Annotated in this window: 12 protein-coding genes and 4 tRNA genes; 13 read left to right on the top strand and 3 right to left on the bottom strand. The window is 47.4% G+C overall.

Features of this window, described 5'->3' with window-relative positions; all coding sequences use genetic code 11:
- Window positions 1-106: 106 nt before the first annotated feature.
- Entirely contained in the window at window positions 107-5,668 is a 5,562-nt protein-coding gene (locus tag WG89_RS13270; protein WP_062266840.1) for an HAD family hydrolase, read from the top strand.
- Between the two features lie 40 nt (window positions 5,669-5,708).
- Here WG89_RS13270 and WG89_RS13265 read toward each other — a convergent pair whose 3' ends face one another.
- The 3 genes from WG89_RS13265 to WG89_RS13255 form a co-directional block, all read right to left on the bottom strand.
- On the bottom strand, window positions 5,709-6,761 hold the full coding sequence (locus tag WG89_RS13265; protein ID WP_062266838.1) for a pyridoxal phosphate-dependent aminotransferase: 1,053 nt from the start codon (window positions 6,759-6,761) through the stop codon (window positions 5,709-5,711).
- A gap of 146 nt (window positions 6,762-6,907) precedes the next feature.
- Entirely contained in the window at window positions 6,908-7,249 is a 342-nt protein-coding gene (locus WG89_RS13260) for a hypothetical protein (protein ID WP_062266836.1), read from the bottom strand.
- Between the two features lie 87 nt (window positions 7,250-7,336).
- Window positions 7,337-9,001 (bottom strand): NlpC/P60 family protein, encoded by a 1,665-nt coding sequence (locus tag WG89_RS13255; protein ID WP_062266835.1) that lies wholly within the window; start codon window positions 8,999-9,001, stop codon window positions 7,337-7,339.
- 169 nt (window positions 9,002-9,170) lie between these two features.
- Between WG89_RS13255 and birA the strand changes: the two genes are divergently transcribed.
- From birA to rplJ, 12 genes are all read left to right on the top strand, one after another.
- Window positions 9,171-10,133, top strand: a complete 963-nt coding sequence (gene birA, locus WG89_RS13250; RefSeq protein ID WP_062266833.1) for a bifunctional biotin--[acetyl-CoA-carboxylase] ligase/biotin operon repressor BirA — start codon at window positions 9,171-9,173, stop codon at window positions 10,131-10,133.
- 8 nt (window positions 10,134-10,141) lie between these two features.
- On the top strand, window positions 10,142-10,882 hold the full coding sequence (locus tag WG89_RS13245) for a type III pantothenate kinase (protein WP_172806810.1): 741 nt from the start codon (window positions 10,142-10,144) through the stop codon (window positions 10,880-10,882).
- A 231-nt stretch (window positions 10,883-11,113) separates the two neighbouring features.
- On the top strand, window positions 11,114-11,812 hold the full coding sequence (locus WG89_RS13240; protein WP_062266829.1) for an SPOR domain-containing protein: 699 nt from the start codon (window positions 11,114-11,116) through the stop codon (window positions 11,810-11,812).
- Between the two features lie 108 nt (window positions 11,813-11,920).
- A tRNA-Tyr gene (locus WG89_RS13235) sits at window positions 11,921-12,004 on the top strand.
- 70 nt (window positions 12,005-12,074) lie between these two features.
- Window positions 12,075-12,148 (top strand) — tRNA-Gly (locus WG89_RS13230).
- A 17-nt stretch (window positions 12,149-12,165) separates the two neighbouring features.
- Window positions 12,166-12,241, top strand: a tRNA-Thr gene (locus WG89_RS13225).
- Window positions 12,242-12,387: 146 nt separating this feature from the next.
- Window positions 12,388-12,463: transfer RNA gene (locus WG89_RS13220), tRNA-Trp, on the top strand.
- A gap of 61 nt (window positions 12,464-12,524) precedes the next feature.
- Window positions 12,525-12,896 carry a preprotein translocase subunit SecE gene (gene secE, locus WG89_RS13215; protein ID WP_062266827.1) on the top strand — a complete coding sequence of 124 codons (372 nt, stop codon included), beginning with the start codon at window positions 12,525-12,527 and terminating at the stop codon, window positions 12,894-12,896.
- 9 nt (window positions 12,897-12,905) lie between these two features.
- On the top strand, window positions 12,906-13,439 hold the full coding sequence (gene nusG, locus WG89_RS13210; protein WP_062266825.1) for a transcription termination/antitermination protein NusG: 534 nt from the start codon (window positions 12,906-12,908) through the stop codon (window positions 13,437-13,439).
- A gap of 156 nt (window positions 13,440-13,595) precedes the next feature.
- On the top strand, window positions 13,596-14,030 hold the full coding sequence (gene rplK, locus WG89_RS13205) for a 50S ribosomal protein L11 (protein ID WP_062266823.1): 435 nt from the start codon (window positions 13,596-13,598) through the stop codon (window positions 14,028-14,030).
- Window positions 14,030-14,725 (top strand): 50S ribosomal protein L1, encoded by a 696-nt coding sequence (gene rplA / locus WG89_RS13200; RefSeq protein WP_062266820.1) that lies wholly within the window; start codon window positions 14,030-14,032, stop codon window positions 14,723-14,725. The genes rplK and rplA overlap by 1 nt, the downstream gene beginning before the upstream one ends.
- Window positions 14,726-15,068: 343 nt before the next feature.
- Window positions 15,069-15,599: a 50S ribosomal protein L10 gene (gene rplJ, locus WG89_RS13195; RefSeq protein WP_062266818.1), complete on the top strand. Its 531-nt coding sequence runs from the start codon at window positions 15,069-15,071 to the stop codon at window positions 15,597-15,599.
- The last annotated feature ends 41 nt before the right edge of the window (window positions 15,600-15,640 follow it).

Genomic DNA, 15,640 nt, shown 5'->3' with positions numbered 1-15,640 from the left:
GGTTAAGAGACTGACTCCCACACTCCTGTCGAAGAAATGACGGGTCCACTGCTTGCTATTCTGTTGGGAAAGTTCGTTTAGCTGTCCCACTGACAAGGAGGTTATAGTGGATCCGTTCAGCCCCCAAAGTTATCGCGACACCTATTCCCAAACGTTCACTTCAAACACCGATGAAGGTAAAAACTTCTATCCTGTTTATGAAAATGGGCACCTGCAAACTGAGAAGAAAGGTTGGTATTCTTGGCCGACCCAAGACAAATATCAGGCTTTCTGTCGCTCTGTTCAGACTTATTATGAGCGTGAAAACGAACTGTTGAATAAACCACAATTGATAGGGGTCAACAGGGAAGTTCCTTTATTCCATGGTAGTGCAAAGAAAGTGAGACTGGTTGAAAGAGATGTTTTAAAGGCAAGGCCTGATAATTACCTGACAATGCGGCAGTGGTATGACGAAGCTGTCTCTCTATCCGATGCCAGTATCACTGTGCTTCACAATGCTGAAGTTGAGCTGGTTCAACTGCTAATGAGTAAGCAGGCTACGGAGCACCAAATCAATCAGGCCGTTGAAAATATTATTACCCAATTCTGTCGTTGCACGGGTAAACGTGATGGAGACTGGGAACTTCATTTAAGAGATTTTATGGAGTTGGAAAAGCAGGATGTTCGGGTTCAGCTGGCAATACATCTTGATCCAGAAGGTAAAAAGCCAGGGATAGGGGTTGATCGCAGTAAAGCGGGAGAGCCCAAAAAAAGCCGACCAGTATTTTCCGATCATTTGAAAGGCTTTGAAGATCAACTTAAGCATCTTGATAGTGCCATAGACAGATTCAAGGCAAACCCACCAAAGGAAGTAGAATATACACGACAGGATCGAATGAAAGCCCGCCATAGTGCTGCTTTTGATAAAGTCATGCAGTCTCAATGGAGGGGGGATCTTGAAGCCAGAGATATCCGCCTGGCTCAGAAAGGTGATGTTTTTGCTGACGAGTCAGTGCAAGTGATTCTTGGGGAAGCAGACGGTGATCTTGATTATCACTTGCGGTTAGCCGCTGATTTCCTGAAAGCCAGAAAGAATCCTCAGGCAGGGCCTCCTGTACCTCCTGAAATTGTGCCTATAGAGCTGGCTCCTCAGAGAACTCCTACGCCTCCTCCTGAAGGTCCTGGATTTGATTCGCCATTACCTCCTCCTATGCATCAGCCAGAGACATTGGGGGCTGTTGCCCAGGAGCAGGCCGTAACCGAAGAGATGAAAAGGGCATTCCAGACTTTCCTTCGTTCAGGGTATAACTTTGGTGAAAGTACCGTTGATGATATTCAGCTGGCCTTTAACACTGGACTTTTAAACGAAGAGTTTATGGCTGCAGCCAACAGAGGTACTAATAAAAAAGAACAGTTCGAGTTAATGAACAGAATGTTAGGTGAATTCAAAGGCAGTATGCACAGGGATGCTTTTTCCTTTGAGCATGAGGCAACATCACTTGAAAAAAGACCATCCTCTCCTGTTGTCACTGCACCACCACCTGTTCTGAAACGCCAGAACTCTGAAGAGAACCGACTGAAAGCTTTCGAAGCCTATGGCAACTCCTTCTATGGCTCTGAGCTAAAAGACGATCCATTGAATATGGATGACTTCAGGGGGGCTCAAGAGGCAGGATTACTGAATCCACAGTTCGTTCAACTGGCTCTGGGAGCGTGGAGTTTCGAGCAGGATATAGCCTTTGCTACTTTCCATACGGAAATATTGGGACTCAGGGAAAAGGCACAGCAGCCAGAACAAGCGGTCGTTGATACTAATCGACTGTCTCCAAATACGCCTCCGGAACTCAGAGAAAAGCTGATTAATGAAGCCTGTCATCTGTTTGTCGGTATTCTGGGCGATCGCCAGTACGGTTTGACCTTTGAAGATATGAAAAAAGCTTATCGGAATAAGCAGATGACCGATGAAATGGTTAATGCCTGTCTGGATAACATGAAATTTGACGATCCTCAGCTTAACGCATTGGGTCGTCAGCTTCATGAAGCAAAATTCCCTTACAAAGTCAGAACCAGGGATGATGACTTTGGTGCATTTCAATCTGCTTCAATCTCCAGCGGGGGTACTCCACCGGATCCCGATGACTTGCCTCCGCCTGTATTTGCCAATATTGAGGATTTCCAAAAGTACTTGAGAGGCCCTTCTCCTGAACCTTATAACATAGAGGACGAATGGGGGGATGATGACTGGCAAATGAGTTTGTCTTCATTGAATGTTGGGCTAATGGGACTTCGCCAGGACGATTTGCTGGTAAATCAAGAGCCCGCACCTGTCGTTCCTCCGTTAGCAACTCCACAGCAACCAGTGACAGCTACAAAGGAGCAGCTGGAAGCCTTTAACAAAGCCAGAGCATTCAATTCAGGTATTAAAGATACTGATCTGGCAGTGGCTGTTCATATTCTGACTACGGATCAACGTCTGGCTAATGGTGTGATGAAGGCTGGTGGTAGACAGCAGGAGTTTATTCGTGAATTTTCAGGCACTATTGTTGTTCAGGCGAAGAAAGGTGTCCCAACAACGGCAGGCGCACCTGTTGTTCAGCAGACTGTAACACCACTTCCTCCACCTATTCCTGCCAAGCGACCTGTTGTTGCTCCTGTGGTCGCTATGCCATTAGAGCAGGCTCCAATGCAGTCTCTGAGAATGGATCAGATGTTGATGAGCATGGGTATGGACGACAATCCTCAGGTTCAACAACAGTTCTTGGGGATGAAAGCTCAATGGGATCGTGTTCAGCCATCTCGTCAGCAGCCTGATCGTGCAGTTAGTGAGAAGTTTAACAAGCATGCGGTAAAAGCAGGCTCTTTTGAAGAAGCTGAACAAGACCTGATTGCAACACATCAGCAGCTGTTGGCTGAAATCGATATGCCTGATGACATTGCCATTCCCATAAAAGCCGATATGGAGAGGGCTCACAGGGTTTCCAAGATCAAATTAAAATATCAGTTTGGCGAAATAACCAAGGCAGTAGCTCAGCAGCAGATTAGAGAGAGCACTCAAACACAGCTTGAAGCTGCTAATGAGTTAACCGATCTTGATAGAATTACACCCTTTAAGCCCACTCTTATTTCAGCGGATGAAGAAGCTGAATTTGAACTTCTGAATAATGTCGTCACTGAGATGTACAAGAGGCAGGCTGCGGGTAATTCCAACTGTCAGGGCTTTGCCAACTCTCTTGAGCATTTTGCCAGAGGCAGAGGTTATAACCAGGTTCAGGCTGTATCTGTAGCCATAGAACTTCCATATGATAATGGTCAAACGTCACCTATAACAGGGTGGTATCAATTTGATGCTCTTGAAGAACAGCATCATCACCATCAGTTTCAGGATCAAACAGGTGCATTTTTCGAAGCTATCAAAAAGGGGCAGCAAAGGCACCCTGGAGCAAGGAAAAGAGTTTTGGGTGAAGCGTTTGATAGCGATCGTTATGTTGTTCTTAAATCAGGTACTGGTGGTGGGGCAGGCCACTATACCTTCGTCCAGAGACTAAAGTCATCAGGACGCTTCATTGTTCTGGATGCACAAAACAGACAGATGTTCCCTGTTCTGAACCCTGATGGAACACCTACCGATGAAGCGAAAGCTTTCTTTAATAATGTGTCTATTCAGGCCTACTCACCAGAAGTTCTAAGTGATGAGAAGTATGACCTTGAGATCAAGGGGGCCAACCTCTGTCTGGCCAGTGATCGAAACTATGGCCATCTGATCGGGGTATTTGAGCATCTGGATAAGGTACCTAAACAAAGCCAGAGAAGTATTGACGAGGCGGCTGACTGGTTGTCCAGAAATGTTAATGGTGCACCTGTCAGAGCTGAAATCATCAAAGGTTTGGAAAGGGCTCCGGGTCGTGAGCTTTGGCCTTCTCTGTGGGACGGTACCTATCAGTTGAAAAGACCTAGTGAGGTAGAGCCACTGAAGAGACGTTTTGATGCCTTTGATCCTAAGAAGGGAGTGAACGAGAGTCGATATCTCGTGAGAAACCTGAGTTTGCTGCCTGCTGAACAAAGACAAACTCGTCGAATGGCTTTTCAAGCATTTCAACGGCTCAGAGCAAGTAATGTACAGATCGACAATACAATGAAGGATGCGCTGGAAACCAACTTTAATGCTGCGTTTCCAACAGAACGGGAGTGGAATCAGTATTGTGGTCCTGATGTAGATATCAGAGTGCAGGGCAATATCGATAGAGCTGAACAACAAGTTCTCAATGCTCAACCGATTCGCAATCCGGAAGCTATGAAGCAACTGATGGATCATTTATGGCAGCTATCTCCACGGGCATCAGAAAGTCGGAGGCTGGCTGCTGAAGAATTAGTGCAACTCTGCCCTGAGCTGCAATTGAACCCAGTAGATGTGGAAGCAGACTTATCAAGATGTTTCTCTGAAGATGGTTGGGATTTCCTCTGGGGTGGACTGAACTTGAAGCGCAGCCAATTGATCTCTTTGCAGATGAGAATGGATTGGGCACAAGTCTCAAGACCCAGGGAAATGAAAGCACTGATGGATGAAATGTTGAAGGTTTCTGATCGTGCTTCCAATGACATAAGAATTGCGTCGGGTGAGTTGGCTCAGATACGTCCTGATTTAGGGCTTTCTGCCGCTGAAATCGAAAGAAACTTGAGAAAAGCCTTTCCTGGAGATGACTGGAAAATGCAAAACCGTGCCCTCAGGGGCAGGGCTAAAGAAGTTAAGGACGACATCAAGCTGAACCTGATGGGTCGTGGGCGTCAGGTTATGACCTGGGGGCAAAATGTTCAGGTGCCACCTGCTCAGGCCGCCACAGTTCCACCTGTAGAAGTCAAAGCGCCGGAAGAAGTACAGGCTGTACCAGAACCTGTAGCAGTGCGTGAATCCAGAAGAGTTGAGAAGTCCCAAAACATTAGAGAAGTTCTAACTCACATTAAGCCTGGTGAACCCGTTGTTGTGTGTTTTGATTTGGATGAAACGCTCATAGCTAAAGACGTTGTGGAGGGAGGGCGTCATCAGAGACGTGTGGTAAACCCTGACACGGCGAAAATTATTCAGGATATTCGAACTAAGGCTGGCCCGGGTAATGCAAAAATCATTCTGCTTACCGCCAATGACGAAGACTCTCTGAGAGAAAAACTTGAGATAACGAAGCTCGATAGAAACCTGTTTGATGATGCGATTACCATCAAAGTTCAAACAGGTCCTTTGAAGACCAAGGGTCAGGGCTTGCATCACTACCTCGACAAATCCCAGCATCCAGCTCAACACATAGTGATGGTGGATGATGTGCAAGGTATGCTTGAGTCAGTAGAGATGGCCGCTGATCAACGGAAGATCCCTTATACAACACTACACTTCTATGGTGCGAAACCAATGGTTTATCGTGTCGACTTTGCCAATACGCACGATCAGTTCCCTGAGGTTAGTTTCCAGCGCTTTATTGAACTTCAGCAGCTGGCAGAAGAGAAGGGTTGGAACTCTGATGATATGAAGTCTATATACGTCAATGAGTCAGCAACTATGCGTCACAATTTTGATCAGGATGTAGCCCAGCGTAGAATGTTAAGGCTGGATACCTCTGACAGTGAATGGAGAAACTTCAAACTACCGAAAGAGTATCGTCCCCCTGCGGGTTCACGTCCTGTCATAGGGTTTAAAAAGTAAGAAGCCTGAAAGTTATTGCTTCAGGCTCTTACTGAACTGTTTAAATAATGAGGGATAAGGTATTAATCAGGCGCTCAGTCTGAGCCTTATTCCCCAGGTTAACCCTCAAACCTACTTTGCCACTCTCATCTGCCTTGGGGCGAACCAGAATATGGTTTGTCCTAAGGTGCTTCTCAATCTCTTCAGGGTTATCCGGAAACGTCCAGATAAAGTTGGCAACACTGGGCCAGTAATCAATACCTTTCCTATTCAGAAAATCTTCAAACATGGGTTTGGAGACTTCCATAACTTCCTTGACGTACTGCTCGGTATAACCCGGGTTATCCAAAGCGGCCTCAATGGCAGCAATGGCAAGCTGATTGACATCGTAGGGACCCCGAACATTTAACAGTGCTCGTATATTTGCTTCATGACTGATGACATAGCCGAAGCGAACGGAAGGCAGTCCCCAGGTTTTTGAGAAGGTTCTTGTGATCAACAGGTTGGGGTATTGATCGACAACATCGGCCACAGTTTCTCTTGTGTATTCAAAGTAACACTCATCCACCAGGATCGCTGCATCCGGCGCTGCTTTGGCAATTTCCAGAATGTCGGCCCGATTTACAACTGTGCCACTTGGATTGTTTGGATTGGAAATGACAATCAGCCTTGTTCGATCGGAAACCGCATCCAGAACAGCCTGTTTGGGAAAGCCTTCTTCTTTTGTGTAAGAGGGTTCAATGATCTTCAGGTTTTCTACTTTGGCCACCTGGTGATACATGGCAAATGAAGGGCCCGGAATAATAGCTTCTTCCCCTTCTCGGCAGGCAGACCGGATAATCAGATCAATCCCCTGATCAGAACCATTGGTGATCATGACCTGTTCTGGCGCTACAGAACAATAATCAGCCAGTCGTGTGGCAATGTTGCCATAAGATGGGTAGCACTGAAGACGATCGTCCTGAATAAAGTCGATCATGGCCTGCTTTACTGCAGGGCAGACAGGCAGTGTGCGCTCATTGAAATCCAGCAGCAGATGCTCATGAGGATCCCGGCCTTCCAGAGGTGGTTTGTAGGCACCCATTTGCGCAATGTGGGATTTAAAAATACTCATGACAAACTGTCCTGCTTGCTTTTCTAATGATGGTTAGCAGGAGAAGTATATGCAGAGCTTGCAGCGCAAGCCAAGAGGAATCGGATGTGAATCAGCAGGCAGGGTGCTTGCCTTTGCCTGCTGAGAAATTATTTGAGAACGTCAGATCAGCCCAAAAGGTCGACCATTACCGAATTTGAATACACCAGGCTGTTGTCAGAGTCACGGTTGGCTACCAGATGAAATAGGCCTCTCTGGTCAGCTGGTCGCAGATAAACTCTGAATTGGCAGTCTCTTATGGGCCCACAATCATCGGATGTCTCCAGCTCCATTGTGTCCATATCTACAGGAATAAACAGTTCGCCACTCTGAGTCTCCTGTAGCTGCTCCTCTGCCTGTTCCAATAACAATCGATAACTTTCATTGACCCGGAAATGGATGTGTTCGATGGGGAGTGGCTTGGTTTCTGAGGTTGATTTTAACCAGCCTTCAATGGTGAGTGTGTTCATAACGTGCTACCTCCATGTACTGCATGAACTAAGTATAGATAGCTGTTTTTCAAAGTGGAGAAGACGGTATTCCTTTACCGTTATCACTTAGAGTTCATCACCTCTCGGAGATAGGGCTGGTTTCTTGAAATAGCTGAAAATAAACAGCTGACTTCTGGTGATCCAGGCATTGTAAGGAGCACTCTTGAATACCGGATAAATGCCTGTCAGGCCGGTAATATACCAGGTGCCACTGGCATTCAGGCCGACAGGGCTCATGGCTATGAGTGGTACTTCTTCATCGTATTCTATACCGCTTCTCTTGGCATCCTCTGCGGCTTTGGGATCCAAACTCTGGAGTTCTTCAACGGTCAAGCTCCCGAGGCAGGCTGCCTGACTGCCAGGACCAAAGGAGACAAAGCGGCCAGGCATACAGTGTTTCACTAATGCAGCATAAAGACTGTCTGAATCACTTTCGCCAGTGCTAGTGCTGTCATAGATGCGTTGGGTTTCGAGACCTTCATCGATCTGATCTTTGGAATGTCTGGGTAAGCTCAGGCCGAAAGGCAGCATGACTTTTCTAACAAAGTTGGAAACATCCTGGCCATGGAAGTTATCCGCGCCGATAACGGCATCACCCCAGCCAAAAGGGATGTTGACGTGTTTTCTGGCTCTTAATGGCGTGCTGAATGTTGTTCTGTGCAGCTGTGCAAGATAATTATTAAAGGTGAAAGTAACAGGCGTCTTTTGCAGATGGTTAATCAGTAACTCACCTCTGTCTTTTACTTTTGGAGTGACCTGGACCAGATTGCCTTTCAACAGTCTGGGTTTGTTGGTTGCTGCAGGGGCTTCTTCAAAACTGTCTTCATCTGCTACAGCCATGTAATAGTTCTGTTCATCGCTCACCAGAAGTGTGGTTCTCATCAGGTCGACTGGCTGCCTGAACGCCTGGCGAACTTTTACACGGTCACTGGTAGCCATATATAGAGATTTTTCAGCCATGCTCTGATAGCTCGCAGTTTCTTTTGCATCCAGCAGGGCTACATGACTGGAACGAACAAATTTTATTCCACACTCCGGTCTCCAGATCAGCAACCAGCTGTCGGTCTCAGGGCTGTACTCTGGCACATCTTCCATTTGTCCCAGGACATAAACAGGCGAGTTGGCCGGAATGATCATGCTGGATGTTTTCTGATCTGAAGCGGTATTGGCTTTGCCTGCAAGATCGTTGGTGATGGCTTCGTCAGAGGGGACGAATTGGGCATGAGCATCAGAGACGGTAATGGCCTTGCCAGATTCTTCAAAGCGACCGAACAATTCATGTTTCAGTATCAAAAGTGTGTATTGATCAATATCCTTTTGGCTAACGGCACGTCCCGAAGCATAATAGCGGCTGGTCTTTGCCGCAGATGCAACCACTTCGTAGGCTCTGACTTGGAGAAGATCTACAGTGGCAGAAGGTTTTTTTAACTGTTCTCTCAGAAAGGATTTCAGTGAGTTTCTGGTTACCGTAGAAGCTTCTTTTCTATATTGGGCAATGGCTGCATTTACTGAACCTTCGTACCAGGGTGCCAGTGTTTTCCGGACCAGATTCTGATGCTTGATTTCACCTAATACCATGCTTTCATCAGTATCCGGAGCTGTGTATTCGAATACTTTTTGATAGTTCTGAAGCCCTTCGTAAAAGGTTGCCTGTTTGTCAGCCGGGGGATAAGCGGAGGCGGAGGAAGCCGCCATAATGAGTAGGGCAGTAATAGAGAGTTTTCTGAGCATCACATCATTACCGGGTTTTGCATGAATTTGTCCTGATATGACTCTATAAAATAGTCGGGGTTCCCAAGTTGAGACTAATTAAAGAGAGTCTGTCTGAATGATTTGAGCAGCAGGAATGAAGCGCATATGATTTGCTCTTAATCGGTGTAGGCTCGTTGATGGATAGTTGATGGATAAATTACTGGGCTTGTTAGCGGATGGGCAGTTCCATTCTGGCGAAGAACTGGGTGAGCACCTGGGGATCAGTCGGGCGGCTGTCTGGAAAAAGCTGAAAGCTGTTGAGGAGCTTGGACTGGCTTTGGACTCTGTCCGGGGCAAAGGTTATCGCCTGGGCAGTGGCATAGAGCTTCTTGATAGTGAAAAGATCAAGTCTTGTCTGGATTCAGATGTTCAGACAAGAGCGGAAATCCATACCTGTTTTACCACTGAATCCACCAATGACCTTGTCCGTGACCTGGGAACAGTTCCCGCTGGAATAACGCGCTTTTGTCTGGCTGAGCATCAAACCAGAGGCCGAGGTAGGCGGGGAAGAGCCTGGAACAGTCCATTTGGTTCAACGGTGAGCTTATCCGCCCTCTGGCAGAATGGTGAAGGGACGGCTTCCCTGGAAGGGTTGAGTCTGGCGGTGGGTCTGGCTGTAGTAAAAGCTTTGGAAACCTTGGGAGCCAGAGATCTGAAGCTAAAATGGCCAAACGATGTGCTCTGGCAGGGAAAAAAACTGTGTGGCGTACTGCTGGAAGTTCATGGTGACCCTACCGGAGAGTGTGAGGTGGTGATAGGTATTGGCATTAATGTTCGACTTAGTGATGAGCAACTGACTTCAATTGGTCAGCCTGCTGTTGATCTGTTTAGAGTGTGTGACAAGGCTGTCAGTCGAAACGCTGTAGCCGGACATTTGATCAATACGCTGACTCACTTACTGGAAGGCTTTGGGCAAGGTGGCTTTACCCTGTTCAAAAATCAATGGTGTGAGTACGATGCTTTTCGAGGTCAGGAGGTGACTCTGGTGGCATCAACACGCTCTGTGACTGGCCGTTGTCTGGGGGTAGATGATCATGGTGGCTTGTTGCTTGAGACCGAGTCAGGTGTTCACGTCTTTAATGGTGGAGAGGTTTCACTGCGACAATCATGAATGAGCTCATGGATAGTCAGTTACAGTTGGACGCCGGGAATACCCGGTTAAAATGGCGCCTTGTGAAAGAAGGCGTACCTGGACGATCCGGTTTTATTAATAACGATGCTGACTGGCAAATCATTCTGCCACTGCTCCTTGAGGAGCTAGGGACTATCAACTCCATTGCTATCTCAACTGTATCCGGGAATACACGTCTGGATCAGCTGTTAAGGATTTTGTCTGAAGCAACCGGTGTAGAGCCTTTTATTGCCAAAACTCGTAAAAGTTTCGCAGGCCTTACCATCATATATAAAGAAGTAGAAAGATTGGGGGTTGATCGGTGGCTGGCGATGTTGGCAGCCAATGCTCATGATGATCAAAATACCAAGGTGGTGGTCAGTTGTGGTACGGCGATCACTATTGATGTGATTGATGGGATGGGAAATCATCAGGGCGGCTTTATCGTCCCCGGTATTCGGTTGATGAAAAAGGCTTTGGCTGTGAATACGGCTAACCTGGATCACATTGAACATCCTGCAGAAGCCACAGAGTTAGGCACAGTAACGTCAGAATGCATCAATCATGGTGTATTGGCCATGGCGATTTCACTAGTGAATGAAACCTGTTCAAAATGGCCTGGCGCCCTGCTTTTTTTAACCGGCGGTGATGCTCCTCTTATTCATACCTATATAAAGGAAGGAATAGAGAAAAGAGTGATTCAGGATATGGTGCTGGATGGACTCTCCTTAGCTGCTGGTGGACAATAGCAAGAATGAGTTTTAAAACAGCTATGGGATAAGGCTTCAGGCTTTCATAGTTGGGGATTTTCAGAACCACTTACCGAAAGTGTCATAAGTCATTTGATCCTGTTTTCGGTGGTGGTTTGTCTAATAACAAATAGGAATGGCAGGCACTCAGATCTTTCGAGTGGTCTCTCATAATCTCCATGGAGTTATACCCTGTCTGCCCGTTGCGGCTTTCTTAATTCGGTTTTAAGTATGCGCTGGATCTTTTTAGTACTTCTGTTTGCCAATGCCGGCTATTTTGTCTGGGGCTATTACCATCAGTCACATAAACCGTATCGCACGGTCAGTGTTGATACAGAAGTGCCTGTTCAGGCCGGTAAAAGACTGATGCTGCTTTCGGAAGCAGATATTGAGCCGGCAGAATCGAAACTTTCCAGAAAAGAAACAAGAGAAAAGTCTGAAGCACAGTGTCTGGTGGTTGGACCTTTCGAGTCTTCTTATCAAGCCGATCAGCTTCAGCAAAAACTGTTTTCGTTGGGGGTAGCCAGCAGAGAACGTTCTGATAGTGAAACTGTCCTGGCTGATTACTGGGTACACATTCCTCCCAGAAGTAATCGTCAGTCAGCCATACGTTTATTAAGAGAGTTGCAAGGGCAGGGTATAGATAGCTTTGTGATTACACAGGGGGAGTTGGCAAATGGCATATCGCTGGGCTTATTCAGTAAAGAGTCCTCTGCTAATGAAGTCAGTCGTCGTGTACAGGAAGCCGGTTATGAGCCTTCTATTAAAAAGCTGCCCCGAGAACCTGAAACGTTCTGGCTGGAAATGACCGACTCTGAAGCGGCCAAGCTCAGTGAAGGTTTCTGGGAGAAACAGGCCGGCGAATACAATGATCTGAAAATGCTGGAAAAAAACTGCAAAAGCGTTGCATCCGACCGTTCGATTCACTAATATACGCCTGCGCTTCGGGGGCAGCCAAACAGAGCAAGCTTCCTGCTTAGCCGGCAGGAATAACAAGCTTGACTTTGAAATGCTTCTGAATAAAATAGCGCAGCACTTGGTGGGGTTCCCGAGCGGCCAAAGGGATCAGACTGTAAATCTGACGCGAAAGCTTCGCTGGTTCGAATCCAGCCCCCACCACCAGATTTCTAAGTCTTCTTTCTTGTAAGTTGGCTTGAGAAGTGGGCATACTGCATGATGTAGGTCCTGCTTAGCGGGTATAGTTCAATGGTAGAACCTCAGCCTTCCAAGCTGATGATGCGGGTTCGATCCCCGCTACCCGCTCCAATATATTCTGATTAAGTGCTCTTGTAGCTCAGTTGGTAGAGCGCACCCTTGGTAAGGGTGAGGTCGGCAGTTCAAATCTGCTCAAGAGCTCCAGATAGCAAGGGGAAGCAAGTCTTCCCCTGTTTTTTGCCTCTAAAAAGAGGTTTAAAAAAGAATAAGACTTTTCAGCTTGATCGGGGTCGATTATAATTGATCGGTCCTTGTATCGGGAAGAGTGTCACAAGACTGCTCAAAGATACAGGCCAGTAGTTCAATTGGTAGAGCACCGGTCTCCAAAACCGGGGGTTGGGGGTTCGATTCCCTCCTGGCCTGCCATTTCTAGATTTGTGCCAGCTTAGTTTCTGGCAAAGCTTTTCCGAATAGAGATAGTCAACTGATGAGTGGAAAACCTGAAGTAGCACCTAAAGGACGCCTGGATGGCCTTATGTGGGCTCTAGTGGCGGTTCTGCTGGCTGCTGGTGTTGGTGGGAATGTTTACTTTGGCGAGTATTCTGTTCTCTATAGAGCACTGGCTTTGGTTGCACTGGCTGTAGTGGCTGGATTTGTGGCGCTTCAGACTGTAAAGGGTGATGCCTTCTGGACTTTGGTAAAAGAAGCCAAGGTTGAGATTCGTAAGGTGGTCTGGCCAACTCGTCAGGAGACAATTCAAACTACGCTGATTGTTGTGGCGGTGGTTGTGGTTATGGGGCTCATTTTGTGGGCGCTTGATTCTCTGCTAGGCTGGATCATCAGTAGCCTGATTGGATAGGGATAAATAATGGCGAAACGTTGGTATGTGGTTCATGCCTACTCCGGCTATGAAAAGCAGGTGATGCGTTCGCTGATCGAGCGCGTAAAGCTTCATGGTATGGAAGATCTCTTTGGTGAGATTTTGGTGCCCACAGAAGAAGTGGTCGAGATTCGAAACGGCCAGAAGCGCAAAAGTGAGCGTAAGTTCTTCCCTGGATACGTGTTAGTCCAGATGGAAATGAACGAAGATAGCTGGCATCTTATTAAAGATACTCCTCGAGTAATGGGCTTTATTGGCGGGACGGCAGATAAACCCGCGCCGATTACTGAAAAGGAAGCGGATGCTATATTGCAGCGTGTTCAGGAAGGTGTTGAGAAACCTCGTCCTAAGACATTGTTTGAACCTGGTGAAATGGTTCGAGTCATTGATGGTCCATTTGCAGACTTCAATGGTGTGGTAGAAGAAGTGAACTATGAGAAGAGTCGCCTGCATGTTGCGGTGATGATCTTTGGTCGTTCTACCCCTGTCGAGCTGGAATTTATTCAGGTCGAAAAAGTCTGAGTTTGAAGGCTTTAAGTATTCAAGACCCTGTACTGTGTATGCAGTACAGGGTTTTTATCTGAAGGGCGTAAGCCTAAAACGGGTAGCTGAGATGCCTGTTTCTTGATGTTAGTCAAGAGGCAGAGATTAAAGCGGTGACCCATTGTTGAGGTTGATATGGCTAAGAAAGTCGAAGCTTACATCAAACTGCAGGTTCCTGCAGGTAAAGCTAATCCTTCACCACCTGTTGGTCCTGCTCTGGGTCAGCACGGCGTGAACATCATGGAGTTTTGTAAGGCGTTTAACGCTAAGACTCAAGAGCTGGATGCTGGTATGCCAATCCCGGTAATTATTACCGTATACGGCGACCGTAGCTTCACTTTTGAGACTAAAACTCCGCCTGCATCTGTTCTGCTGAAGAAAGTTCTGAAGCTGAAGAAAGGTTCCGGTCGTCCAAACACTGAAAAAGTGGGTGCTGCTACTCGTGAGCAGCTGCTGGAAGTGGCCAAGATTAAAGAGCCTGATCTGACTGCAGCAGACGAAGATGCGGCAATCCGCACTATCGCTGGTTCTGCTCGTTCCATGGGTGTCAACGTGGAGGGTGTAGAATAATGGCTAAAATGACCAAGCGCGCCAAAATGATCGCTGAGAAGGTTGTAGCTGAAAAGGCTTATTCCTTTGAAGAAGCTGCTAGCGTCCTGAAAGAAGTATCCAGCGTTAAGTTCAAGGAATCCGTTGAGATTGCTGTGAATCTGGGCGTGGATCCTCGTAAATCCGATCAGGTTGTTCGTGGTTCTACCGTGCTGCCTGCTGGTACTGGTAAAGACGTTCGTGTTGCTGTGTTTACGCAGGGCGCAAACGCTGAAGCCGCTAAAGAAGCTGGTGCTGACATCATTGGTATGGATGACCTGGCTGCACAGGTTAAAGCTGGCGAAATGAACTTTGACGTAGTAATCGCTTCTCCTGATGCGATGCGCGTTGTAGGTCAGCTGGGCCAGATCCTGGGTCCACGCGGCCTGATGCCTAACCCTAAAGTGGGTACTGTTACTCCAAACGTTGCTGAAGCAGTTAAAAATGCTAAAGCCGGTCAGGTACGTTTCCGTACTGACAAGAACGGTATCATCCACGCAGGTATCGGCAAGATCGATTTTGAAGCGGGCTCTCTGCAAGAGAACGCTGAAGCACTGCTGGCTGAACTGAAGAAGCTGAAGCCTTCTTCCAGCAAGGGTGTTTACATGAAGAAGGTTACCCTGTCCTCGACTATGGGCCCAGGTCTGACCATCGACATGAGCTCTCTGAATATCTAATATTCACAGCTTTTGCTGAACAGCCTTGAGCAATGCAGTTCAGGGCTGGCATAGAGATAGGGAATGCTGCAGGCCGGATGTCTGCAGGTATCCGAAAGACTTTGGGGTCTTCGGTTTTCCGGAGGCCGTCAAAGATCGTAGGTGTTGAGATCTGTGCCTGTTAAATCAGGGTTGGGCCAGGAGGCCTGACAAAAAGATTGATACTTAATTTCCTGCGTAGACGGTGAGCAATACAAAAGACTGATTCAGTTTTTTGCTATTTGACCCTTCACCGTATTGTAAGTGCTCAGCTACTCATTAGTTGAATAGCTGAGTGTTCACTTCATAAATTGGAGTAAAGCCAATGGCGTTAGGACTCGAAGACAAGAAGGCGATTGTCGCCGAAGTCAGCGAGGCTGCACAAAGCGCTCTGTCGGCTGTAATCGCGGACTACCGTGGTCTCACGGTTGACCAGATGACTCAACTGCGTAAGCAGGCTCGTGACGGTGGCGTATACCTGAAGGTTGTACGTAACACCCTGGCCAAGCGCGCTGTTGAAGGCACTGAATTTGAGTGCCTGCAAGACTCTCTGGTTGGTCCAACTGTGCTGGCCTTCTCTCAGGAAGACCCAGGCGCGGCAGCGCGTCTGATGAAGGACTTCGCTAAAGAGAACGATGCTCTGGAAGTTAAGGCTCTGTCCATCTCTGGACAGGTTCTGGGTGCAGAACAGATTGATGTTCTGGCCAAGATGCCTACTCTGGATCAGGCTCGCGCGATGCTGATGAGTGTAATGATTGCACCTGTAACCAAGCTTGCAAGAACTCTGAACGAGTTCCCATCAAGCATTACACGTGTAGTGGCAGCTGTTGCCGACGAGAAGAAGAAAGCCGCATAAGCCTTTTGGCAGGTGAAGCCCTTAGCGGGCATATAATCCTG

Origin of the sequence: Endozoicomonas arenosclerae (assembly GCF_001562015.1) — a bacterium.
GTDB classification, from domain to species: Bacteria; Pseudomonadota; Gammaproteobacteria; order Pseudomonadales; family Endozoicomonadaceae; genus Endozoicomonas_A; species Endozoicomonas_A arenosclerae.
The sequence above is the reverse complement of the archived record's forward strand: the minus strand, read 5'-3'. Positions and strand labels throughout refer to the sequence as shown.

What these genes read in the sequence shown, in the direction of transcription:
- nusG (WP_062266825.1), top strand. Translation starts at nt 12,906, where the DNA reads ATGGCGAAACGTTGGTATGTGGTTCATGCCTACTCCGGCTATGAAAAG.
- WG89_RS13255 (WP_062266835.1), bottom strand. Translation starts at nt 9,001, where the DNA reads ATGCTCAGAAAACTCTCTATTACTGCCCTACTCATTATGGCGGCTTCC.
- rplA (WP_062266820.1), top strand. Translation starts at nt 14,030, where the DNA reads ATGGCTAAAATGACCAAGCGCGCCAAAATGATCGCTGAGAAGGTTGTA.
- secE (WP_062266827.1), top strand. Translation starts at nt 12,525, where the DNA reads ATGAGTGGAAAACCTGAAGTAGCACCTAAAGGACGCCTGGATGGCCTT.
- rplK (WP_062266823.1), top strand. Translation starts at nt 13,596, where the DNA reads ATGGCTAAGAAAGTCGAAGCTTACATCAAACTGCAGGTTCCTGCAGGT.
- WG89_RS13245 (WP_172806810.1), top strand. Translation starts at nt 10,142, where the DNA reads ATGGATAGTCAGTTACAGTTGGACGCCGGGAATACCCGGTTAAAATGG.
- WG89_RS13240 (WP_062266829.1), top strand. Translation starts at nt 11,114, where the DNA reads ATGCGCTGGATCTTTTTAGTACTTCTGTTTGCCAATGCCGGCTATTTT.
- WG89_RS13260 (WP_062266836.1), bottom strand. Translation starts at nt 7,249, where the DNA reads ATGAACACACTCACCATTGAAGGCTGGTTAAAATCAACCTCAGAAACC.
- rplJ (WP_062266818.1), top strand. Translation starts at nt 15,069, where the DNA reads ATGGCGTTAGGACTCGAAGACAAGAAGGCGATTGTCGCCGAAGTCAGC.
- WG89_RS13265 (WP_062266838.1), bottom strand. Translation starts at nt 6,761, where the DNA reads ATGAGTATTTTTAAATCCCACATTGCGCAAATGGGTGCCTACAAACCA.
- birA (WP_062266833.1), top strand. Translation starts at nt 9,171, where the DNA reads ATGGATAAATTACTGGGCTTGTTAGCGGATGGGCAGTTCCATTCTGGC.